The organism is bacterium (genome assembly GCA_016703265.1).
Classification (GTDB): Bacteria; Krumholzibacteriota; Krumholzibacteriia; order LZORAL124-64-63; family LZORAL124-64-63; genus CAINDZ01.
Genome location: JADJCK010000001.1, coordinates 671,308 through 692,652, shown reverse-complemented (window position 1 = coordinate 692,652; position 21,345 = coordinate 671,308). Strand labels below are relative to the sequence as shown.

Here is a 21,345-nt window from a genome sequence, read left to right as displayed (position 1 = left end):
GCGAACATGCCCCGCCGCCCGCGGCCGAGAAGGCCATCGCGACTCTCGCGCCTCCATGCGCGATCACTACCTGGCCAACTACCTGGCATTCTATGACATCCTGTTCGTGGCGGCTGACGGTGATGTCGTCGACACGATTCGCGGCGAAGCCGATCGCGGCAGCAACCTGTTCGCGGAACCCTGGCGCGATTCGGCGCTTGCCCGGCGACTGCGCATGGAGCCGGCGGCTGCCTTCGTCGACTACGAACACTACGAGGCGACCGGCGAGCCGTCCGCGTTCTTCGTCCAGCCGATTGAAGTCGACGGTGCGCCCGCGGGCTGGCTCATCCTCCAGTGCACGATCGACAGGCTGAATCGCATCTTCGACCAGGGCGAGTACCTCGGGCAGACGGGTGAGGTGTTCCTCGTCAATCGTGACCGCCTCATGCTCACCGATTCGCGGTTCCAGTCCGAGACCAGCATCCTCCGGCAGCATCTTTCCGAACAGAACATCTCCGCGAAGTTCGCCGAGGGACGCGGCCACAAGATCATTACCGACTACCGCGGACAGCGGGCACTGACCTCGTTCGAGGTCTGCCCGGTCCTGGACAAGGAGTGGCTGCTCGTCGCGAAGATCGACGAGGATGAGGTGGTCACCCGGGCCTGGAATCGCTCGGGCCTGGAGGCGATGTTGATGAAGGCGGCCGCTGCGCGGCAGCCGGCCGGCGTCGCGCCGCCGCGCGAGACGGCCAACCTGGTGCGTGTCGACATGGACGAGTTCCACCGCGTGAAGCCGGGCGGTGCGCTCCTGACCTACGGCGTCAGTACGTGCACCGGCATCGTCATCACGCGGCCCGGGCATTTCGGCTATCTCGGCCACGCCAGCACCTACGACCGCTGTTACGGCACGGGCGACATCGATCTTGTCGCCCAGATGCTCAAGCATATCCGGCAGTTCGAGGTGTATCCCAGCGAACTGCGCGAGCTTCGCGCGGTCATCGTGGCACCGCATGTGGCCAGTGCGCGCGGCGTCATCGAGCGCCTCCTCGATGCGGGCCTGTTGTTGTCGCAGATCACCTTCGTGCATGATCCGGGCGCACGCCGCGCCGATGTCCGCCACGATCCGTCGAGCGGGGCCACCTGGGTCCGGTGGTGCGACGACCGGGGCGGTTCCCGCTGGATCGATACTGCCGATGTGCCGGACCTCGGCAGCCTGGCCCAGGAGGCCCTGGGCTATCCCATGGCCGTCAGCAGCGCGGACACCCGCACGCGGATGCCGGCCGCGGGGCTTCCCGACGGCGCCGGCCTGGCGCCCTGAGTCGCGCACCGGCCGCCATCGCCGGTGACGCCTTGGTATTCACGCGGCCCTGCCGTTATACTGCCGCTTCGCGCCCTGCCGCACCCGACCGCCCCGAACCCGAGGACCTGCGCATGTTCCGCTTCCAGCTGCATCTGATCGGCACCTTCTTCGGCTCCGGCTACGCGCCCATTGCGCCCGCCACTGCCGGCAGCCTGCTCTATGCCCTGATGTGGTGGGGCGCCTGGACGGCCTGGGGGCCCATCTCCCTGCTGGTGCAGGCCGCGTTGCTGTTCGTGGTGGTCACGATCGGCGTGCCGGTCGCCGGCGCGCTCGAGCGACTGCACGGCCAGGATCCCAAGCTGGTGGTGATCGACGAGGTCGCCGGCATGATCGTCACCTACTTCGGCGTGACGGGCGGCCCGCTCGTCTGGTTCGCCGGCTTCCTCTGGTTCCGCTTCTTCGACATCCTCAAGCCGCTCGGCGTCAGGAAGCTTGAGCAGCTGAACGGCGGCGGCGGCGTCGGCATCATGGCCGACGACCTCGGCGCCGGCGTGCTTGCCTGCGCCGCCACCCACCTGACGGCGAAGCTGCTGGCGGGGTGGGGGCTGTGAGCCAGGGTTCCGGGAATGGTGGCACCGTGACCGGCGGGCTGAAGATCATCGCCGTCGGCGACGAGCTGCTCGAGGGGCGCACCGCAGACACGAACAGCGGGCGCATCCAGCGTGCGCTGGGTGGCCATGCCCTTCGCTGCGAACTCATCCAGGTGGTTCCGGACCAGGAGGATGCGATCAGGCGGGCCCTTGACCGCACCGCGCCGGGCGACCTCGTCTTCCTGACCGGCGGGCTCGGTTCGACGCCGGACGACCTGACGCGCGATGCACTCGCGGCCTGGGCCGGTGTACCCCTGGAAGAGGACGCCATGGTCCGCGCCGAGCTCGAGGAGCGTTGGCGTCGACGCGGCGTGCACACGCGTCCGGGCGTGGAGCGCCAGTGCCAGGTGCCGCGGGGGCTGGTGACGCTGGCCAACCCCGTGGGCTCGGCGCCCGGGCTGGTCGGCCGCCTGCAGGGGCGGCTGTTCGCGTTGCTGCCGGGCGTGCCTCCCGAGCTGGAAGGCCTGCTGCCGCTCGTGGTCGACTGGCTCGAGGGCGAGGGGGCGCTGCCGACGATGCGCGCCACCCTGACCTGGCGCACCGCGCAGATCGCCGAGCTGAACCTGGTGCGGCGCTGCGAGGCGGCGCGTGCGGCCTTCCCGGGAATGGGCTGGTCTTGGTGGCTGTCGGACTGGGGCGTCGACGTGCGCGTGTCGGCGGGTCAGCACGAGGCGCCGGAAGCGGCCGAAGCCGCGTTGGCGGAAGTCGGCCGCATGCTCGATGCCGCGTTCGGGCGCCTCGTCTACGCGCGCGACCGGCGCGACCTGCCGACGGTCGTGCAGCAGCTTGCGGTGGACCGCAAGCGCACCCTGGCCGTCGCCGAATCGTGCACCGGAGGACTGGTCGGCGGCGCGCTGACGGCCGTGCCCGGCGCGTCGGCCTGCTTCCGCGGCGGCGTGCTGGCCTACGCGGACGATATGAAGACGGCGCACCTCGGGGTGCCGGCAGCGGTGCTGGCGAGCGATGGGGCCGTCAGCGAGGCGACGGTGCGGGCCATGGCCGCCGGCTGTCGCGAACGTTGCGGCGCCGACCTGGCCGTCGCCGTCAGCGGCATCAGCGGACCATCGGGCGGCACGGTCGACAAGCCGGTGGGCACCACCTGGATCGGGATCGCCACGCCGACCGCCGTGTTCGCCGGCGGCTACCGGTTCGCAGGGGACCGCGCGCGCAACCGGCTGGTCACGGTGGCCGCAGCCCTCGACGCGTTGCGCCGTGTGCTCGAGGAGGGCGACGATGCGTCGCCGTGGGGCCACGGGGATACCTGGTGGAAGATCTGAGTTTGGTGGAAGGCCTGATCCGTGCCTTCGTGGCCGTCCCCTGTGGGGAACCCCTGCGGGCGGCCCTGTCGCGCCGCCTTGACGCTTCGGCCGCCGTCGCCACCCCGCGTTGGACCAACCCAGGCACCTGGCACCTCACCCTTCAGTTCCTCGGCGATTGGCCCGCCGATCGCCTGGACGGGTTGCATGCGCGCCTTTCAGCGATACCCCCGCCACCGGAGCTGGTCCTGACGCCGCAGGGCTGGGGCGGCTTTCCGCACCTGCGTCGGCCCCGGGTCCTTTTCCTGCAGTTCTCGGGCGCCGAGCCGCTGGCCGAACTGGCCCGCCTGGTCCGGCAGGCCAGCGCCGAGGCGTGGCCCGAGGGTCCCCAGGACACGCGTCCGCCGCACCCGCACCTGACCTTGGCGCGGGTTCGCGAACCGCTGGAATCGGGAACGCTCAACTTGATCCAGGACATACGGTTGGATGACTTGCCGGCCTTGCCGGTGGACCGCTTCTGCCTCCTGTCCAGCGTACGGCATCCGGCCGGAGCGCGGCACGCCGAACGGGCGTCTTTTGCACTGCGAAAAAAAGGCGAATAAACCTGTTGCCAGCCCCGCGGGGCCCGTGCTATGTTGCCGCCGCGATCGACGACTGGATTGACGACTCGGTCGAAGACTTGGTCAAAGACTTGGTCAAAGACTTGGTCAAAGACTTGGTCAAAGACTTGGTCAAAGCAGAGGCAGGCCGGCGGCAGGGAGGCCGGCAGGCAGCGGGGCCGGGAGCAGGTGCAGCGGGCGCGGCCGGCGCATCCGACCCGAATCATGAACCGGGCGCGACCATCGAGGGCGCGCGACCCACAGGAGAACGAGCATGGCGCAAGCGAAGAGCATCCCCGGCAAGAGCGGCCCCGAGGACAAGGCCAGGGACGACCGGGCCAAGGCCCTGGAACTGACCCGCGCGCAGATCGAGAAGCAGTTCGGCAAGGGTTCGCTGATGCTGCTGGGCGACAACAAGATTTTCGACCAGTTCGACGCGATCTCCACCGGCAGCCTGTCGCTGGACATCGCGCTGGGCATCGGCGGCATGCCCAAGGGCCGCGTCTGCGAGATCTACGGGCCGGAAGGCTCGGGCAAGACCACCGTCTGCCTTTCGGTCATCGCCAACTGCCAGAAGGCCGGCGGCACGGCCGCCTTCATCGACGCCGAGCACGCCCTGGACCCCGTCTACGCGCGCAAGCTGGGCGTCGACATCGACAACCTGCTGGTCAGCCAGCCGGACACCGGCGAGCAGGCGCTGGAGATCACCGAGATGCTGGTGCGTTCGGGCGCGGTCGACATCGTGGTCATCGACTCGGTGGCGGCGCTCGTGCCGCGGGCCGAGATCGAGGGCGAGATGGGCGACCAGCACGTCGGCCTGCAGGCGCGCCTCATGTCGCAGGCGCTGCGCAAGCTGACCGGCTCATGTCAGCAAGACCAACACGGTCGTCATCTTCATCAACCAGATCCGCATGAAGATCGGCGTGATGTTCGGCAATCCCGAGACGACGTCGGGCGGCAACGCGCTGAAGTTCTACAGTTCGGTGCGTCTGGACATCCGTCGCATCGGCGCCATCACGCAGGGCGAAGAGGTCATCGGCAACCAGGTCCGCGTCAAGGTGGTCAAGAACAAGGTCGCGCCCCCGTTCAAGAAGGCCGAGTTCGACATCCTCTATGGCGAGGGTATCAGCAAGGAAGGCGACCTGATCGACCTGGGTGTGGCGGCCAACCTGATCCAGAAGTCGGGCGCCTGGTACAGCTACGGGGAAGAGCGCCTCGGCCAGGGCCGCGACAATGTGCGCGGTTTCCTGAAGGAGAATCCGGACCTGTACGAGAGGATCAAGCTGCTGGTCTTCAAGCACTACGGCATCGGGAACTTCGCTCCCGAGGAGGAAGTGAAGGCCGAGCCCGCGAAGCCGGAAGCGGCTCGCGTCGACAACGCCAAGCCCGAAGTGAACAAGGCAGAAGCGATCAAGTCGGAAGCCGTGAAACCGGCCGCCAGGCCGGCCGCCTCCGCCGGCACCGGGAGCTGACCATCTTGCCCAAACGGCCCCTGCACCCGGGCCGCCGGCAGGACCAGCGCCAGGAAGCGCAGCCATCGTCGCCGTCGCAGCCGGACCTTCCTTCGGGAAGTGTCCGGCTGCTGGCTGTCCGGCGCGAGGGTGAGACGGCCTGGCTCGAAGTCGAGGGCGGCATCACCTACGAACTGGCGGCATCGTCGCTGCCGCCCGACCTGCCGTTGCCGGGTGGCGACCTGGACGCGGGACAGCACCGGGACGTGGCCCTCGCCGCCGAGCGCAAGCGCGCCGCGCGCCGGCTTTTCGCCCTGCTCGACCGGCGCCTGCGGCCGGTGGCTGCGTTGCGCGAGCGCCTGCTCGACGAGGGTTTCGTGCCCGAAGCGGTGGCCGCCGTCATCGAGGCCATGCACGAGCGCGGCGTCCACTCGGACCGGCAGTACGCCGACGCCTGGTGTCGCGACTGCCTGTTGAGCAAAGCCGTGGGTCGCCGTTATCTTGAGTCGAAGCTGCGCGAGGCGGGCCTGTCGCCGGACGTGGCCAGGCAGGCCGCGACCGACGCACTCGACACCGGCACCGAGGAAGAACTGGCGGTGCAGGCCGCGACCACCTGCTGGCGGCGTTGCGCCGGCGACGGCCCGCGCGATGTGGCGCGCGTCGTGCGCTTCCTGATGGGGCGCGGTTTCGGGCCCGCCACGGCGTCCCGCGCCGCGAGGCGCACGCGGCCGACACCCTCGTCCTGACCTTCGAAACGGCTGGAGACCCGACGTGAAGATCCTCGTGACCGGTCGCGATGGCATGCTCGGCTCGGCACTGATGAAGCGCCTGGCGGAGGACGATGCGCAGGCCCATGTGGTCGCCGGCATCGACCTGCCGGACGGCGACCTGACCGACGCCGCGACGACCTCGGCGCTCGTTGCCGGGCACGCGCCCGACTGGGTCATCCATTGCGCGGCCTGGACCGATGTCGACGGCGCCGAGGCGCGCTACGCCGAGGCCCTTGCGGCCAACGGCACGGCCACCGCCAACCTGGCGAAGGCCTGCGCGCGCATGGGCACCGGCCTGACCTACATCTCCACCGACTACGTCTTCGACGGGCGCGGCCGCGGCGGCGACCCGCTGGCCGGCTACGACGAGGACGACCCGCGGGCGCCCGTGAATGCCTATGGCCGGACGAAGGCGGCGGGAGAGGAGCACGTCCAGGCGTTGGACACCCCGTGGCAGATCGTCCGGACGAGCTGGCTGTTCGGCGACGGGCGCGTGAATTTCGTCAAGACCATCAGGCGGCTGCTCCTCGAGCGCGAAACGCTGCAGGTCGTGGACGACCAGCGCGGTTGCCCGACCTATGCCGACGACCTGGCCGGGGTGCTGGCGCTGCTTGTCAGCGGGCGTCACCGTGGTATCTTCCAACGGCGCGCCCCGCCTGTTCGACGCTGCTCAGCCGCCGCCTGGAACAGGCCGGCTGCGGGCCGCGCCCGACCTGGCAGGATGCCACGAGGCGCTATGTCGCCCGGCTCGAGGCCGGGCAGGTCGTGCACCCGTAACATTGTCCCGCAGCCCGCGCGGCCCTCGCCGGCGGGAGGGAAAGGACCGCCTGCACCCATGACCATGCCCGCGCAGACCTCGCTCCGCGACCAGGCGGCCGCCCTACTGGCCCGCACGACCGCCGACCTGCAGGCCGCGCTCGGCCGGCTCGGCCCTGCGCAGCTGGAGCCACTGGCGGCGCTGGCGGCCGACGTGCTGGCCGGCTGGGAGCAGGGCGGCAAGCTGCTGGTCTGCGGCAACGGCGGCAGCGCCGCGGACAGCCAGCATATCGCCGCCGAGTTGGTGGGCCGGTTCCTCGACGAGCGTCCGGGTTACGCAGCGCTGGCCCTCACGGTCAACACCTCGACGCTGACGGCCGTCGGCAACGACTACGGCTTCGACGAGATCTTCGCCCGGCAGGTGCAGGCGCTGGGCGGCCCGCATGACGTGCTCCTGGTCCTGTCGACGAGCGGGAATTCGCCCAATTGCGTGCGTGCGGTGGAGCAGGCGCGCCGGCAGGGACTGCGGTCGCACGGCTTCCTCGGGCGCGACGGCGGCAAGCTGCGCGCGCTGGTCGACAGCGCGGTCATTGCGCCCAGTGAGCACACGCCGCGCATCCAGGAGATCCACATCTTCCTCGGTCACCTCCTGTGCCAGCTGCTGGAAGCGGCCCGGCGACCGGCGTGACCCACACGCGCGCATTCCTGGCCAGCCTGAGGCCGCGGCAGTGGACCAAGAACCTGCTGCTGTTCGCGGGCGTCATCTTCGCGCAGAAGCTGGGACAACCCGCCTGCGTCATCCGCGCGGTGCTCGGCGCGATCGTGTTCTGCTTCGCGTCGGGCGTCATCTACGTCTTCAACGATATCGTCGACCGTGAGCTGGATCGTCGGCACCCGCACAAGAAGCTGCGGCCGATCGCGTCCGGCCGGTTGCCGGTGCCGGTGGCTGTCCGTGGGGGACTGGCGCTGCTGGTCGTGGTGCTGGCGGCGGCGGCGCTGCTGGGCTGGAGCTTCCTGGGCGGCGTGGTCTTCTTTTTCGTGTGGAACTGGCTCTACACGCGCGTATTGAAGGGCGTGCGCGTGCTGGACGTGACCGGCATCGGGATGAGCTTCGTGATCCGCGCGACCTGCGGCGTCCTGGTCCTGCTGCCGGCCTGCGCGGACGTCGGCATTTCGCCGTGGCTGTTGCTCTGCACCTTCTTCCTGTCGCTGTTCCTCGGCTTCTGCAAGCGGCGCGATGAACTGCTGAAGATGGTGCCGGGCGGCGCCGAGACGCGGCCCGCCCTGCGCGGCTACAGTGAGCCGATGCTGAACGCGCTGATCGGCATCAGTTTCGCGCTGACGGCGATGGCTTACGCGCTCTACACGGTCTGGCCCGACACGGTCCGCCATTTCGGGACGCGCAACCTTGTCTACACGCTGCCGTTCGTCCTGCTGGGCATGGGCCGCTACCTGTACCTGGTGTTCCTGGAGGACAGGGGCGGCCGTCCGCACGAGATCCTGCTGGTCGACAAGCTGCTGCAGGCGATCGTGATTGCCTGGGTGATCGTGGCCATCCGCATCATCGGTCCCGGCCAGTAGTCGCCGGTCGACAGTTGCCCGGCCGGCCCGACCCGGAGGTTGTATCCGATGAGACCACTCGTTTCCCTGGTTGAGGTCCGGCCCGAGACGATCGAGGCCGACTATCGCCGTGCCCTGGCGTTGGCGGGGCTCGATCGCGCCCCTGCCGCAGGGCCCTGGACCGTGGCTGCCGGCCTGGACGGCGCCCGCTGGCAGGCCGGACGTACCTGCCCGCCCTGGCAGGTGGGCGCAGCGCTGCAGGCGGCTGCGGCCGGTTCCGGGACGGCGGCCGTCGGTGTGGCGGCGGTGGGGCCCGGCGGGCTGCAGGCCTGGCCCACGGCGGCTCCCTGGGGCGGCCTGGCCGGCGGGGCGCCGGGGAAGGATGCCGCCGCCGCGCGAGGCGAGCCGGTCCCGTTCCGGTCGCGCGCCCGCCTGGCGTCGCTGGAGGCGACGGGCGCCGAGCCGAAGGTGCCGTTCGCCCTCCGTCACCAGCCGGTGCTGGCGCTGGCGGCGGCCGATCTCGTCTCGCCGTGGCGGCTGGAAGGCGCCTGCGCCACGCTCGGGCGCCTGATCCTGGCCGGCCATCCGTCGCGCCGCGGCGTGCCCGGGGCAGAGGTCAGGGCCGAGACCGTGGCGGTGCTGCGCGAATTGTTCCCGGCCATGGGAGCGGTGATCGACGGTACCGTGTGGCATGTCGGTCCGGGCGGCCGCACGTTGGCGCGGCATGTCGTCCTGGCCGGCGACGACCCCGTCGCCGTCGATGCGATCGCGCTGCGGCTGGCCGGTTACCGGCCCCGTGAGGTGTCGTGGCTGCGCCTGTGCGCCGAGCGCGATCTGGGCGTCGTGGAGCCGGAACAGATGCGCCTGGTGGGCCATACCGCCTTGCTGGATCTTGACTTCGCCCTGCCTGAACCCACCTTTGCGCGCGCGGCGTTCCCCGGATTCCTGGGCCGCCTGATGCCCGGGCGCGGCAACCGGCCGGCGGGATCGCCACCCGGCGGGCCGTGGGGCGCGCTGTACGCCGACCTGGCCGCGGCCGACCGCGGGTGACACCCAACCCTGACGGGGGCGGATCGATGCAACGGCAAGCCGGCAAAGGCGATGGATTCGTGGATGGGCGCAAGCCCGTCGGCAGGCGCCTGCGCCTGCGGGCGCCGGCCAAGGTGAACCTGCACCTCGAGGTGCTGCGCCGCCGCCACGACGGCTACCACGAGATCGAGACCGTCCTGCAGGCGGTGGCGCTGTTCGACACGGTTGATGTGACCCTGGACGAGCAGTGGCTCGGCCGCGAGCCCGAGATCTCCATCGAAGTCAACGGCCCCGTGCGCGGCGTGCCGTCCGACGAGACCAACCTCTGCTGGCGCGCAGCGCGCCTGTTCTGCCAGGCGCAGCGTGTCTCCGGTCGCCTGCGGCTGGCCCTCGTCAAGGAGATCCCGACGGCGGCCGGCCTTGGCGGCGGCAGCAGCGATGCCGCAGCCGTGCTCGTGGCCTGTGACCGCCTGTTCGGCACCGGGCTCGATCCTGCCGAGATCGAGAAGATGGGCGCCGAACTGGGCGCCGATGTCCCGTTCTTCGTGCGCGGCGGCACCATGCTCGGTCGCGGCATCGGGACCATCCTGACGCCGCTGCCGACGGTTCGCGCCTGCCGGTTCCTTATCATCAAACCAGCCTTGAACTTGAGCACGCCCGACGTCTACGGGCACCTGAATTTGGGATTGACAGTCCATAGCCCCAAAGCTAGCATCGCCGTCATCAAGCCGATTCTGGCCCGTTTTCCGCAGAAAACGTGGCCTGGATTCAACCGGCTGGAGGATGTCGTCCTTCCCGGCCAGCCGGGCTTGCAGAGGCTGGTGCTCGAACTGCGCGAGTCTGCAGTCGTCGCCATGCTCTCGGGCAGCGGGTCAGCCGTCTACGGAGTGTTCCCGATGGATCGCGACCTCGCCCAGGTCGCCGCGGGATACGCAGAGGCGGGGCTGTTCGTTCGGGTCGTCGGGCCGCATCCCGGCGGCGTCGAGATCATGGAAGATTGAGACACGCGGACCGTTGGTCCGCGGCCGGGTTCCTGGGCTTGCCACGGAGAGGGACTGTCTTGGATATTTCCGAAATCAGGATCACCCTGCGTGACGACAACAAGCTGAAGGGATTCGCCAGCATCACCCTTGAGAACGCTTTCGTCATCCGCGGCCTGAAGATCATCGAGGGCGCTTCGGGGCTGTTCATTGCGATGCCCAGCCGCAAGCGCAAGGACGGCACGTTCCAGGACATCGCGCATCCGATCAACATGGCCACGCGCGAGTGGATGGAGAACCAGGTCATCGCGGCGTACCGGCGCGAGATGCAGCGGGTCGAAAGCGGCGAATTGCCGCCTCCCACGGCGCGCGGGCACTACGACGACGATGACGACGACCACGGCTCGGCGATGGCCGGGAGGTATTGACGCACATACCCTGTGACCGGGGTGCGTGCCGGCCGCAGCTCGGTTGGGGCGTCGTCAAGTGGTAAGACACAAGGTTTTGGTCCTTGCATTCGGGGGTTCGAATCCTCCCGCCCCAACCATCCGCTCCCGCCCAGCCGCCGCCCAGGCGGCTTTCCCTTTGTTCCAGCCGATTTCACGTTGCCCGGCGCGTCGCCGGCGTGTAGCTTCTGCCCGGTCGGCATGGGCCCGCGGAGGCCTGTGCCGACGCGCCGCCGCACCGCCTCCGCCCGCGCCCGTGCCACCGCCTGCCAGGAGTCGAAAGATGCGCAACGATCTGGTCGTGATGACGGGAAACGCCCATCGCGCGTTGGGTGAGCTCATTGCCGCGAACCTCAACATCGACCTGCTGCAGGTCGACGCGGGGCGCTTCTCGGACGGCGAGATCCAGATCAAGATCGGCGAGAACATCCGCGGCACCGATGTCTTCATCGTGCAGCCGACGATGCCGCCGGCCGAGAACATCATGGAGCTGCTGCTGCTGATCGATGCGGTGCGCCGCGCCTCGTGCCGGCGCGTGACGGCCGTGATCCCGTACTTCGGCTACGCGCGCCAGGACCGCAAGGACCAGCCCCGCGTGCCCATCGCCGCCAAGCTGATGGCCGACCTGATCACCACCGCGGGGGCCAACCGCGTGCTGACGATCGACCTGCACGCGCCACAGATCCAGGGCTTCTTCAACATCCCGGTCGACCACATCTACTCGGCGCCGGTGTGGCTGAACTACTTCCGCGACCGTACGCGCGACAACCTTGCTGTCGTGGCCCCGGACGTGGGCTCCATCAAGATGGTGCGCGCCTTCGCCAAGCGGCTCGACGCCAGCCTGGCGATCATCGACAAGCGCCGCCCGCGCCCGAACGAGGCCGTCGTGATGAACTTCATCGGCGACGTCAAGGGCAAGGAAGTCGTCATCTTCGACGACATGATCGACACCGCCGGTACCCTGGCCGACGCGGCGCGGGTCTGCCATGAACAGGGCGCGCTGTCGATCACCGCCTGCTGCACGCATGCCCTGCTGTCGGGACGGGCGCTGGAACGCCTGAGCGCAGCCCCGATCCGGGAAGTCGTTGTCAGCAATACGATTCCGTTCGATCGCTTCGACCAGTGCGCGAAGATCCGCGTGCTCGACATCTCGGCCCTGCTGGCCGACGCCATCGAGCGCATCCACCTGGAGAAGACGGTCAGCGCGTTGTTCGTCTAGTCCGGGCCGGGAACCGCCGCGCCTTGACACGGCGGCGGCGCGGTACTTTCTTGGGCAGTCCTTTTCCGGTTTCCGACTTTGGCGCCGCCGCAGGCGGGTCGCCTTGTCATCATGTTGGTGGAGGAAAGATCCGATGAGCCTGGTGAACCTGAACATCCATCCGCGGACGACCGCCGGCAAGAACGAGAACCGGCGCACCCGCGCCGCCGGCCGCGTCCCCGCCGTGCTTTACGGGAAGGGCCGCGCCACGGCCAGCATCGAACTGGAAGGCCACGCCTTCGAGGTCGCGCTCAAGCACCTCGGCGGCCGCAGCGCCATCTTCCAGTTGCACCAGGCCGGCATGGAGGAGGGTCATATCGCCCTGCTGCGTGAAGTGCAGCGCCACCCGGTCAGCGACATGATCCTGCATGTCGACCTGCTGGAGATCCCGCAGGGCCAGACCATGGTCGTCGACGTGCACGTGCACGTGACCGGCGCCAATCCCGTGGTGAAGTCGGGCGAGGCCTCGGTCTCGATCGCCCACAATTCGGTCGAAGTCAGTTGCCTGCCGCGCGAACTGCCCGAGTTCGTCGAGCTCGACATCAGCGAGCTGGGCCTGAACGACAAGGTCTTCGCGCGCGACCTGAAGGTGCCCGGCGGCGAGGTCGTATCCGACCCCGACATGCTGATCCTGAGCATCAAGCCTGCGTCGCTGTTCGTCGAGGAAGCCGTCGCTTCCGTTGAGGCCGCGGCGCCGGTCGAGGCCGCCAAGGGCGGCAAGCCCGATGACAAGGGCGACAAGAAGGCCGAGAAGAAGACGGACAAGAAGACGGACAAGAAGTAGCCTGACGGTACGGCCACTGGCGCCGACCGGAAATGCCCACAGCCGGCCGCCCTTGCGGTCGGCTGTCGCATATCCGGTGGCAGCCGCCCCGGCAACGGCGAAGGGATGGTCCATGACAAGCGCAGCGCCCCTGCTGGTGGTCGGACTTGGCAACCCGGGCCGGCGTTACCGGCACACCCGGCACAACGTCGGCTTCCTCGTCGTAGAGGAACTGGCCAGGCGCCTCGGCTGGACGTTCCGCGACGGCGCCGGCCCCTGGCGCGAAGCCGCGGCGCCGGTCGGCGAGGGTCCGTTCGTGCTGCAGCAGCCGTTGACCTACATGAACCTGAGCGGTGAGGCGGTGGCCGGCCTGGCGGCCGTGCGCGGCTGGCCGCTGTGGCTTCCCGGCACCGCCGCGCCCGCCGCGCCCGCCGCGACCGGACCGGCGGCCGATCCGGCCGCGGGGGCCGAGCCTTCCCTGCCGCCTCCGGTCCCCGGCCTGCGGCCGCTGGTGATCTGTGACGACCTGGCCCTGCCGCTGGGGGCGGTGCGCCTGCGGGCCGGCGGCAGTTCCGGCGGCCAGAAGGGGCTCGCCTCGGTGATCGAGACGCTCGGTCACGACGATTTCCCGCGCCTGCGCCTGGGCATCGCCCCGCAGGGCGAGCCGGTGCCCCCGGCGCAATGGCCCGATTTCGTGCTGACCCCGTTCACCGACGCGGAGCACGAGGTGGCAGGCCCGATGGTGGCCTGGGCCGCGGATGCGGTCACCTGCTTGGTTGAAGAAGGGGTCGGGGCCGCGGCTTCACGATTCAACCGCCGCTGAGGGCGGCGTTTATCCCGTCCTTGCGCGGCGGCCGGCCGCATCCTATACTTTTCCATTCCGCGCAAGCGGTTGCGGGCCATTGTGCCCGCCACAAAGCTCAACAGCGTTAACGTGCTGTGATTAGCTGTGTGCTCACATCCCTACCCGGGCTGACGTCCCGGCGACCCCTCGCGGGCCCGCCGTGGCGAATAGAGACCCGGGTCGATCTGTCCGAGGGGAGGTGTTACCAGTGAAGAAGTACGAATGTGTCTTTATCCTGCGGGCCGACCAGCCCGAGGCCGCCATGCAGGCCCGGGTCGATCGCTGCAAGGAGATCATCGCCGCGCATAGCGGTGAAGTGACCCTTGAGAACCACTGGGGCGTGCGTCGCCTGGCTTACGAGATCGAGTTCGAAAGCCGTGGCAACTACATGTTCCTGAAGTTCAACAGCAACGGTACGGTCGTCGCCGACCTGGACAAGTTCCTGCGCCAGGACGACCAGATCCTGCGCCACCTCGTGGTGGTGGACGAGGACTGGGCCGAGCGCAATCGCGCGTCGATGGCCAAGCGCCGGGCGATCAGGCCCGTCGAGGCCACGCCCGCGCCCGCGCCGATCGTCGAGGCTACGGAGTAGGGCTCCGTCAGCCGGCGTCCCCAGGAACTTGTGCCGACCGGGTCACAGTACCCGGCGGCCTCTCGAGGAAAGGAGGATCCGATGGCTCGCAAGAATCTACGGATCAAGAAGAAGAAGAAGAAGAGGCGGCACGGGAAACAGAAGGTCTGTTTCTTCACCAAGACCGGCATGATCGCCATCGACTACAAGGACGAGGAGACCCTGCGTCGCTTCGTCACGGAGCGTGGCAAGATCGCCCCGCGTCGCAATACCGGCACCAGTCCCAAGTTCCAGCGCCCCCTGGCCACGGCCATCAAGCGCGCCCGGCACCTGGCCCTGCTGCCGTTCGTGAAGGAATACTACCGGTAGCACCGGCCCGGTCCGGTGGTGGAGAACAGGTGACCGTGAAGCCCGGACCATCGGCACTGTTGTCTCCTGTCGCTGCGTTCATCACCCTGGCAGTTGCCTGGGCGGTGGCGCGGGCCGGTGCGGATCTGGCGGCCGGGGGCCAGATCGGCGGCTTCTGGCTTCTGGTGGTCTTGCCGGCGCCCTTGATGGTCGCTGTTGCCTGGGGTCGGGCCGCGTGGGCCGAGACCAGGTTGTGGCGACTGGCGGTGTCGGTGGTGGCCTGGCTGGCTGCCGGGTACCTGCTGCTGTCGGCAGCGGACACCTGGCAGATGACGGCGAACGTCGCGGCGGGCCTCGTGGCCGGTGCGGCGTGGCGGCGCGGCTGGCGGCCGGACGTTGCCCTGGCAGGTGTGGCCCTGGTGCTGGCGCCGTTGCTGATCTGGGCCGTGGTCCAGATGCCGGTGCGTGAGCAACTGGCGGCGATCACCGACCAGTCGCTGAAGATGCTCGAGCAGCAGGCCCCGCCGGGTACCGATCCGGCGGAACTGGCCAAGGCGCGCGAGATCGGCCGGCAGCGCTTCGCGCAGCTGACCGACCTGACGGCTCGCCTGTACCCGTCGCTGATCGGCACGGGGCTGCTGGGGCAGGCGGTGGTGATCCTGCTTCTGGTCCGGGTAACGGGCCGGAAACTGGTGACCGTGCCGTCGCCCCGCCGGCTGCCGCCGTTCGCGCAGTGGCGGTTGCCGTTCTATGTCGTGTGGGTGCTGGCGGTGGGCATCGGACTGATGATCACCCGCAAGGCACCCTTGGCGGACGCGGGGCTGAACCTGTCGGTTCTGGCTGCTGCGCTCCTGAGTGTGCAGGGACTGTCCGTCCAGTACCACTTGTCGCGGCGATTCCTGCCGCCGGCGGGACTGGTCATCTACTGGACCCTGATGGGGCTGGCGTTCGTTCCCCTGGTGGTCACCAGCGTGCTGCTGGGACTGGCCGACCAGTGGAGGGACCTGCGACGGCTCGACTCCGGCGCGAACGACGCCGGAAGCCAATGACCAAAGGTGGTTAAGTGATGGAAATCATCCTGATGCACAACGTCGAGAACCTCGACCGCATGGGCGACACGGTGTCGGTCAAGCGCGGCTTCGCGCGCAACTACCTGATCCCGAAGGGTCTGGCGGTTGTGTCGTCCGAGGCTCATCGCAAGCTCGTGGCGGCCCACCTCAAGCAGGAGGCCAAGCGCGAGGACCAGCGCCTGGGCGAAGCCCGTGTGCTGGCGGCGAAGATCGGCACGCTGTCCTGCACCCTGGCCGTTCAGGCGGACGAAGAGAACAAGCTCTTCGGTTCGGTGACCGCGCGCGACATCGCGGCCGTCCTGCACAGCGACCACGCCACCATCGAGCACAAGCAGGTGCTGCTGGAGGAGCCGCTGAAGATGCTGGGCGAGTACGACGTCGAGGTGAAGATCTACGGCGACGTTCGGGTCATCGCGAAGGTGAACGTCGTCAGGTCCTGACCGACGGGAGACCGCGATGAACTCCACGCCGAGGATGCGGTCCGCGGCTGATGGCCATTCGGGCGACGGGATCCGGGGGATCTGCGTCATCATGGCCGGAGGCCGCGGTACGCGTTTCTGGCCGCTCAGCCGGACGTCGCGACCCAAGCAGCTGCTCGACCTGGGCTCAGGTCGCAGCCTGCTGCGCGATACGTTCGAGCGCGTGGTGCCGCTGGTCGGCGCCGACCGGGTGCTGGTGGTCACCGCCGGCGACCTGGCCGATGCGATACGGGCCGAACTGCCCGAAGTGCCGGGCGACCACGTCATCACCGAACCGGTGGGCCGCAACACCGCGCCCTGCGCCGTGCTCGGCATGGGCCTGGCGCGGCGCCTCGACAGTGCGGCGCCGGTGGCGCTGCTGCCTGCCGACCACCACATCCCCGACGGAGAGGCGTTCCGCGCCCAGCTCGAGGCGGCTTTCGCCCTCGTGGCGTCGACGCCGGCTGTTGCCACGTTCGGCATCCGGCCGACGCATCCGCACACGGGTTACGGCTACATCGAGGTGGCCGCCGGCGACACCGGCACCGAGCCCCGGGACGGCCTGGCCTTCGTCGAGAAGCCGGACGCGGCCACGGCCGCACGGTATGTCGACGGCGGGCGCCATTTCTGGAACAGCGGCATCTTCGTCTGGAACCAGGCCTGGTTCGGCACCATGGCCGACCGCTACCTGGCCGACGTCCGCCGCCTGATGGCGCAGCCGATCGAGACATTTGGAACCGGGGCCTTTGCCGAGGCGTTAACGGTTGCTTATGGCGTGTGTCCCGCCGCCTCCATCGACCAGGCCATCATGGAAAAGCTCCCGGGCTTCACGGTGATCCCGGCGGCCTTCGGCTGGTCGGACCTGGGGGACTGGGAAGCCTGGGGCGAACTGGCCGGTGAGTTGGCCGGCGATCCCGAGGGCGCCGATGCCGGCGCCAACCGCGGCCGCGCCGACCTGCTGGCACTGTCCAGCCGGGGGAACATCGTGCGCGGTGACCGGCGCCTGGTCGCCCTGGTCGGGGTGGACGACCTCGTGGTGGTCGATACGCCCGACGCACTGCTGATCTGCCGCCGGGACCAGACCCAGCGGCTGCGCGACGTGATCACACTGTTGGAGAAGGACGGTCGCCGCGACCTGCTGTAGGCTGTGGTCGTCCGTCGAAGTCGTCGATAACGCAATCCTGCAAGGAGTCGTCGTCATGGTCCGCGTCCTGCGTATGATCCCTGCCGCTCTGGCGGCCATGTTCCTGCTCGCGGCTACTGCCGGCTGTCAGCAGCAGCAACAGACCTCCGGCGCCGGCTTCGGCTGGAAGCCCCTGTTCGGCGACCTGGCAAAGGACGCGACGCCGGTCATCGCCCAGGTCGGCGACATCGAGATCACGCAGGCCGACCTGGAGCTGTTCATCGACGAACAGCCGGACCGCTCGAAGGACCAGTTCGCAGGTCCCGAGGGTGAGCGTGTCGCCTTGCGCCGCATGGTCGAGCAGGCGCTGATGGTTACCGGCGCCGTCGAGCGGAAGCTGTACAACGACCAGGTGGTCGCCCGCTCGCTCGTGATGCAGCGCCGGCTCACGCTCGACCGCGCCATGCGGCAGTACGGGTTGCTGCGCGACGCGGCCCCGACCGCGGAGCAGATGCGCGAGTTCTACGAGAAGAACATCGGCCGCTACAAGCAGCAGGGCATGGTGCGCGTTCGTCATATCGAGTGTGCTTCGAAGGCCGATGCCGACCGTGCCTTCCGCCGCCTGCAGGCCAAGAGCCCCGTGGATGACTGGGTGAAGATCTGCGAGGAATTCAGCCTCAATGACAAGACCAAGAAGCTGTCCGGGGATGCGGGCTGGATGAGCGACGGCACCGTGGTGCCGCTGGTCGAGTCGGGCGCGGAATTCTCGAAGGCCGTGTTCAACCTGCCCATCGGCGTGAGCCCGCCGATGCAGATCGGCGGCAAGTGGCAGGTTGTCGAAGTCACGCACCGCGAGTTCGAGCGCAACTCCTCGTTCGCGGAATCGAAGGACATGATCAAGAACGAGATGTTGCCTGGCTTCCAGGACGGCGTCATCAAGGACTACCTGAAGGAAGCCCGCGCCAAGTACGGCGTGAAGCTGATGGGCCGCTTCACTCCCGGCCAGGGCATGACGCCGCAGCAGCTGTTCGAGCGCGCGATGCTGAACCAGGACATCATGCGCCGGATCGACATCCTCCTGATGATCGCCGACGACTTCCCCGATTCCGATCGTGCCGATGACGCCATGTTCATGGCCGCCAACACGGCCATCGAGAACCTGGTGGACCTGAGCGTGGGCGCGGCCATTCTCGAGGACCTGGTCGAGCTCTATCCCCAGAGCGACCTGATCGACGACGCCAACTTCATCCTGGAGAACCTGTACAACCCCAAGTTCCGCCAGCCGACCTCGATCGAGGATATCCGGCGCTGACGGGCAGGAGGCGGGCATGGCCAGGATCGGAACGCGCGGTGCGGGGCTTCGCTGCCGGCAGGCGGCGGTAGTCCTGCTGACGATGGCGGCCTGCGCCGGCCTGGCCGGCGCGGGCGACGGCCTGAGCGGACCGGACCGGGAGCAGGCCCGGCGCCTGTATGCGCAGCTGAAGGCGGCCAGTGAACAGCAGCGTTCCCGCCAGTGCCTGGAACTGGCCGGAACGCTGCTCGACTATTACCCGGCGTTCGACCGCAACGACGAGGTGCTGACTCTGGCTGTCGACGCCGCTGCCCGGTTGGGCGACAAGCGGCATGCCCTGGCGCTCACCGATGAGCTGCTGGCCGATCATCCGGACAGCCCGCTGGTGGACGGCGCGCTCGAGCGCGCGGCGCAGATCGCGGTCGCGGCCGGCGATTCGTTGCGGGCGGCCCACTTCCTCGTCCTGCACTACGACCGCGACCCGGTGCGCGGGCAGCGCGACGACGGCGCCCCGCGCAGCGCGCCGCTTCTGGAGCGGCTCTCGACAGGACAACTCGCCGACCTCGTGATCTTCCACCCGGACAGTGCGCTGCTGCCGTGGCTGCAGTGTCGGCGCGTGCAGAGTCTGCTCGACGCCGGCCGCGATGCGGACGCGCGCTCCGTGGCCGCCGACCTTGAGCTGGCGGCCCCCGGCGACCGCTGGACGGTCGCGGCGCTGAATCTCCTCGGCCTCTCCTCGCCGCTGCAGGCAAGCGTCCGCCGCGAGCCGGACGGGCCGGTGCACCCGCGGCAGGTGGGGTTGTTGTGCCCGCTCACCGGCCGCTACGCCGAGTTGGGCGCCGCCTTCCACGACGCAGCTCGCCTGGCCCTGCAGGCGACCAACCAGGAACTCCGGCGCGAATTCACGCTGGTGGTCGAGGACACCGGCGGCGATCCGGTCAATGGTGCCCTGGCCGCGCGTCGCCTGTGCCGGGAGCGCGGGAGCATTGCGCTGTTCGGCGACCTGCTCAGTGATCCGACCACGGCTGCGGCCGTGGTGGCGGAGCAGTACGGCGCACCGCTGGTCTCACCCACGGCGACGAACGACCGGATCTGGGAGATCGGCCCCAACGTCTTCCAGACGAACCTGACGGGCCAGTTCGAGCCGCGCCTGCTGGCGAACCTGGCCAGCACGGTGCTGCTGAAATCCACCTATGCCGTGCTCTACCCCGACGAGCCCGAGGGTCGCCGTCATGCCGACGCCTTCGTCGCCGAGGTCGAGCGGCTCGGTGGTCGGGTTGTCGCACAGGTGGCGTTCGCCCCGGAGGCGATCGATTTCCAGGAAGCCGTCCTCGAAGTGCGCGGCCGGCGCCCCGAAGTGCTCTTCGTGCCGGCAACGGTCGAGCAGATGATCCTCCTGGGACCGCAATTGGAGTTCCACCGGGTCGGCGCGCTGGTGATGGGGCTCAGCACCTGGAACAGTGCGCTGTTGGCCGAGAGCGCGGGGAAGTCGCTCGAAGGCGCCGTGTTCCCGGACAACTTCCCGCTCTACCCGGCGCACTGGGCCGAGTCGTTCGCCGCTGCCTGGCCTGCAGGCAACTACCCGCCTGAAGCCGCGGAGCTGGCGTTGCAGGCCTACCAGTCGCTGCGCATGCTGCTCGACACTCTGGCCGGCAGCGGTGCCCGCACGCGGACGGAACTCGCCGACGCCCTGCGTCGCCGCATCTCGCGTGATGAACTCGATGTCGCGGGCCCGGAGTCGTATGCCGCCACGGTGCGCGTGATGCGGGAGCAGCACGCCGTTCCCTTCCCGGCGGCGCTGTACACGACCGGCTGGGAGCCGGCCGCTCCGGCGCCGGCCGCACCGGAAGCGCCTAGGGACGACCGGCGTTGAAATAGGGGCTGCGGAAGCGCCAGGGCAGGACCAGCTGGCGGCCGCGCTGCGGATCCACGCGCCAGCCCAGTTTCCACTGCTGCACGGCCTCGAGCACGGCCTGCGCGAACACCTCGCCGCCCTCGTTGCTCACCAGTTGTGCCGCCGTCACGTTGCCCTGCGGGTCGACGAAGATCCAGACCACCACGTTGATGACCGGTCGCCGGCGGTCCTGCTCGCTGGCCAGCACCGGGTATTCCGGTCGCACCAGGTGCAGGATGTACCAGTCGCGCGACGTCTGCTGCGGCAACAGCAGCTGGACGGATTCGTCGAACAGCGCGTCGACGATGGCGTCGGCCGGGTCGACCACCGCCTCGCCGGCGCGGTCGGTGGCTTCGACGGTCATGGGGACAGTCTCGACGGCCCGATCGTCCGTGCGTTCGGGCAGCACCTCGAGGCGGGCCGGGGGCGGAGGTACCTGAAGCGACCGCGGCAGGCGGTGCATGGCGTCGGCGCCGTCATCGATCGAGATCTCGGGCATGATCTCGAGTTCGCCGGGGGCGCCGTAATAGGTGAGGCTGCGCACGATCCCGGTTTCCTGCGGCCCCAGCCAGACCAGCAGCAGCAGCGCCAGCAGGGCGATGCCGGCCGCGACGGCCAGCCGCCGGGGGCCGCCCTGGCGGAAGCGCACCTGGGCCGCGGTCGTGAAGGACTGCGGTGGCGGGGCGGGCTGGGCTGGACCGGGCTTGGGCATCTCGGGCTTGGACATCTCGGGTACGGTTACCTCTTGCTTCGGTGCTCCCGTCGGGATCGCCGGCCCCTCCCGGCAGGGGAGGACGCCGCAGCGCCTGACGTTAGCGAGGCGGGCGCCGGCGCGCCAGTGCCATCGCACCCCGGCCGTCTGGACATCCGCCCGCACATCTGGTAATTTGGCGGCCACGAGATCATCTCGGCTCCGGCAGGCGCACCGGGCCGCCGCAAGCGGCCATAT

21 protein-coding genes, 1 tRNA gene and 1 pseudogene are annotated in these 21,345 nt (G+C 69.3%); 22 read left to right on the top strand and 1 reads right to left on the bottom strand.

Features of this window, described 5'->3' with window-relative positions:
• Window positions 1–55: 55 nt before the first annotated feature.
• From IPG61_03115 to IPG61_03010, 22 genes and pseudogenes are all read left to right on the top strand, one after another.
• The gene (locus tag IPG61_03115; protein MBK6733080.1) at window positions 56–1,297 is read left to right on the top strand and encodes a cache domain-containing protein; all 1,242 of its coding nucleotides are present in this window, start codon (window positions 56–58) and stop codon (window positions 1,295–1,297) included.
• A 113-nt stretch (window positions 1,298–1,410) separates the two neighbouring features.
• Window positions 1,411–1,890, top strand: a complete 480-nt coding sequence (locus IPG61_03110) for a phosphatidylglycerophosphatase A (GenBank protein ID MBK6733079.1) — start codon at window positions 1,411–1,413, stop codon at window positions 1,888–1,890.
• Entirely contained in the window at window positions 1,887–3,206 is a 1,320-nt protein-coding gene (locus tag IPG61_03105) for a nicotinamide-nucleotide amidohydrolase family protein (protein MBK6733078.1), read from the top strand. The genes IPG61_03110 and IPG61_03105 overlap by 4 nt, the downstream gene beginning before the upstream one ends.
• A gap of 5 nt (window positions 3,207–3,211) precedes the next feature.
• Window positions 3,212–3,787: an RNA 2',3'-cyclic phosphodiesterase gene (thpR, locus tag IPG61_03100; protein ID MBK6733077.1), complete on the top strand. Its 576-nt coding sequence runs from the start codon at window positions 3,212–3,214 to the stop codon at window positions 3,785–3,787.
• 271 nt (window positions 3,788–4,058) lie between these two features.
• A pseudogene (recA, locus tag IPG61_03095) lies at window positions 4,059–5,256 on the top strand (recombinase RecA).
• A 5-nt stretch (window positions 5,257–5,261) separates the two neighbouring features.
• Window positions 5,262–5,981 (top strand): RecX family transcriptional regulator, encoded by a 720-nt coding sequence (locus tag IPG61_03090; GenBank protein MBK6733076.1) that lies wholly within the window; start codon window positions 5,262–5,264, stop codon window positions 5,979–5,981.
• Between the two features lie 25 nt (window positions 5,982–6,006).
• Window positions 6,007–7,449, top strand: a complete 1,443-nt coding sequence (locus IPG61_03085) for a sugar nucleotide-binding protein (protein MBK6733075.1) — start codon at window positions 6,007–6,009, stop codon at window positions 7,447–7,449.
• A complete protein-coding gene (locus tag IPG61_03080) occupies window positions 7,446–8,342 on the top strand; it encodes a UbiA prenyltransferase family protein (protein ID MBK6733074.1) in 897 nt (298 codons plus the stop codon). Before IPG61_03085 ends, IPG61_03080 begins: the two co-directional genes overlap by 4 nt.
• Before the next feature lie 48 nt (window positions 8,343–8,390).
• On the top strand, window positions 8,391–9,371 hold the full coding sequence (locus IPG61_03075) for a hypothetical protein (GenBank protein MBK6733073.1): 981 nt from the start codon (window positions 8,391–8,393) through the stop codon (window positions 9,369–9,371).
• 59 nt (window positions 9,372–9,430) lie between these two features.
• Entirely contained in the window at window positions 9,431–10,351 is a 921-nt protein-coding gene (gene ispE / locus IPG61_03070; protein MBK6733072.1) for a 4-(cytidine 5'-diphospho)-2-C-methyl-D-erythritol kinase, read from the top strand.
• 59 nt (window positions 10,352–10,410) lie between these two features.
• The gene (locus IPG61_03065; GenBank protein ID MBK6733071.1) at window positions 10,411–10,758 is read left to right on the top strand and encodes a septation protein SpoVG family protein; all 348 of its coding nucleotides are present in this window, start codon (window positions 10,411–10,413) and stop codon (window positions 10,756–10,758) included.
• A gap of 44 nt (window positions 10,759–10,802) precedes the next feature.
• A tRNA-Gln gene (locus IPG61_03060) sits at window positions 10,803–10,877 on the top strand.
• A 182-nt stretch (window positions 10,878–11,059) separates the two neighbouring features.
• Window positions 11,060–11,995 carry a ribose-phosphate pyrophosphokinase gene (locus IPG61_03055; protein MBK6733070.1) on the top strand — a complete coding sequence of 312 codons (936 nt, stop codon included), beginning with the start codon at window positions 11,060–11,062 and terminating at the stop codon, window positions 11,993–11,995.
• A gap of 133 nt (window positions 11,996–12,128) precedes the next feature.
• Window positions 12,129–12,818 (top strand): 50S ribosomal protein L25, encoded by a 690-nt coding sequence (locus tag IPG61_03050; GenBank protein ID MBK6733069.1) that lies wholly within the window; start codon window positions 12,129–12,131, stop codon window positions 12,816–12,818.
• A 112-nt stretch (window positions 12,819–12,930) separates the two neighbouring features.
• Window positions 12,931–13,620 (top strand): aminoacyl-tRNA hydrolase, encoded by a 690-nt coding sequence (locus IPG61_03045; protein ID MBK6733068.1) that lies wholly within the window; start codon window positions 12,931–12,933, stop codon window positions 13,618–13,620.
• 229 nt (window positions 13,621–13,849) lie between these two features.
• A complete protein-coding gene (rpsF, locus tag IPG61_03040; GenBank protein MBK6733067.1) occupies window positions 13,850–14,233 on the top strand; it encodes a 30S ribosomal protein S6 in 384 nt (127 codons plus the stop codon).
• Between the two features lie 81 nt (window positions 14,234–14,314).
• Complete coding sequence (locus tag IPG61_03035) at window positions 14,315–14,581, top strand: 30S ribosomal protein S18 (protein MBK6733066.1); 267 nt, start codon at window positions 14,315–14,317, stop codon at window positions 14,579–14,581.
• A gap of 35 nt (window positions 14,582–14,616) precedes the next feature.
• A complete protein-coding gene (locus IPG61_03030) occupies window positions 14,617–15,609 on the top strand; it encodes a DUF2232 domain-containing protein (GenBank protein ID MBK6733065.1) in 993 nt (330 codons plus the stop codon).
• Window positions 15,610–15,626: 17 nt separating this feature from the next.
• Complete coding sequence (locus tag IPG61_03025; protein MBK6733064.1) at window positions 15,627–16,070, top strand: 50S ribosomal protein L9; 444 nt, start codon at window positions 15,627–15,629, stop codon at window positions 16,068–16,070.
• Between the two features lie 16 nt (window positions 16,071–16,086).
• On the top strand, window positions 16,087–17,232 hold the full coding sequence (locus IPG61_03020; protein ID MBK6733063.1) for a mannose-1-phosphate guanylyltransferase: 1,146 nt from the start codon (window positions 16,087–16,089) through the stop codon (window positions 17,230–17,232).
• 55 nt (window positions 17,233–17,287) lie between these two features.
• Window positions 17,288–18,523, top strand: a complete 1,236-nt coding sequence (locus tag IPG61_03015) for a peptidyl-prolyl cis-trans isomerase (GenBank protein MBK6733062.1) — start codon at window positions 17,288–17,290, stop codon at window positions 18,521–18,523.
• A gap of 16 nt (window positions 18,524–18,539) precedes the next feature.
• Window positions 18,540–20,375 carry an ABC transporter substrate-binding protein gene (locus tag IPG61_03010; protein MBK6733061.1) on the top strand — a complete coding sequence of 612 codons (1,836 nt, stop codon included), beginning with the start codon at window positions 18,540–18,542 and terminating at the stop codon, window positions 20,373–20,375.
• Here the strand turns inward: IPG61_03010 and IPG61_03005 are convergent.
• Window positions 20,356–21,123: a TonB family protein gene (locus tag IPG61_03005; protein ID MBK6733060.1), complete on the bottom strand. Its 768-nt coding sequence runs from the start codon at window positions 21,121–21,123 to the stop codon at window positions 20,356–20,358. The genes IPG61_03010 and IPG61_03005 overlap by 20 nt on opposite strands.
• Between the last annotated feature and the right edge of the window lie 222 nt (window positions 21,124–21,345).

Coding starts and splice junctions, on each gene's coding strand:
- IPG61_03075 (MBK6733073.1), top strand. CDS start 8,391: ATGAGACCACTCGTTTCCCTGGTTGAGGTCCGGCCCGAGACGATCGAG.
- IPG61_03015 (MBK6733062.1), top strand. CDS start 17,288: ATGGTCCGCGTCCTGCGTATGATCCCTGCCGCTCTGGCGGCCATGTTC.
- IPG61_03020 (MBK6733063.1), top strand. CDS start 16,087: ATGAACTCCACGCCGAGGATGCGGTCCGCGGCTGATGGCCATTCGGGC.
- IPG61_03045 (MBK6733068.1), top strand. CDS start 12,931: ATGACAAGCGCAGCGCCCCTGCTGGTGGTCGGACTTGGCAACCCGGGC.
- IPG61_03025 (MBK6733064.1), top strand. CDS start 15,627: ATGGAAATCATCCTGATGCACAACGTCGAGAACCTCGACCGCATGGGC.
- IPG61_03035 (MBK6733066.1), top strand. CDS start 14,315: ATGGCTCGCAAGAATCTACGGATCAAGAAGAAGAAGAAGAAGAGGCGG.
- IPG61_03050 (MBK6733069.1), top strand. CDS start 12,129: ATGAGCCTGGTGAACCTGAACATCCATCCGCGGACGACCGCCGGCAAG.
- IPG61_03005 (MBK6733060.1), bottom strand. CDS start 21,123: ATGTCCAAGCCCGAGATGCCCAAGCCCGGTCCAGCCCAGCCCGCCCCG.
- IPG61_03110 (MBK6733079.1), top strand. CDS start 1,411: ATGTTCCGCTTCCAGCTGCATCTGATCGGCACCTTCTTCGGCTCCGGC.
- IPG61_03115 (MBK6733080.1), top strand. CDS start 56: ATGCGCGATCACTACCTGGCCAACTACCTGGCATTCTATGACATCCTG.
- IPG61_03055 (MBK6733070.1), top strand. CDS start 11,060: ATGCGCAACGATCTGGTCGTGATGACGGGAAACGCCCATCGCGCGTTG.
- IPG61_03010 (MBK6733061.1), top strand. CDS start 18,540: ATGGCCAGGATCGGAACGCGCGGTGCGGGGCTTCGCTGCCGGCAGGCG.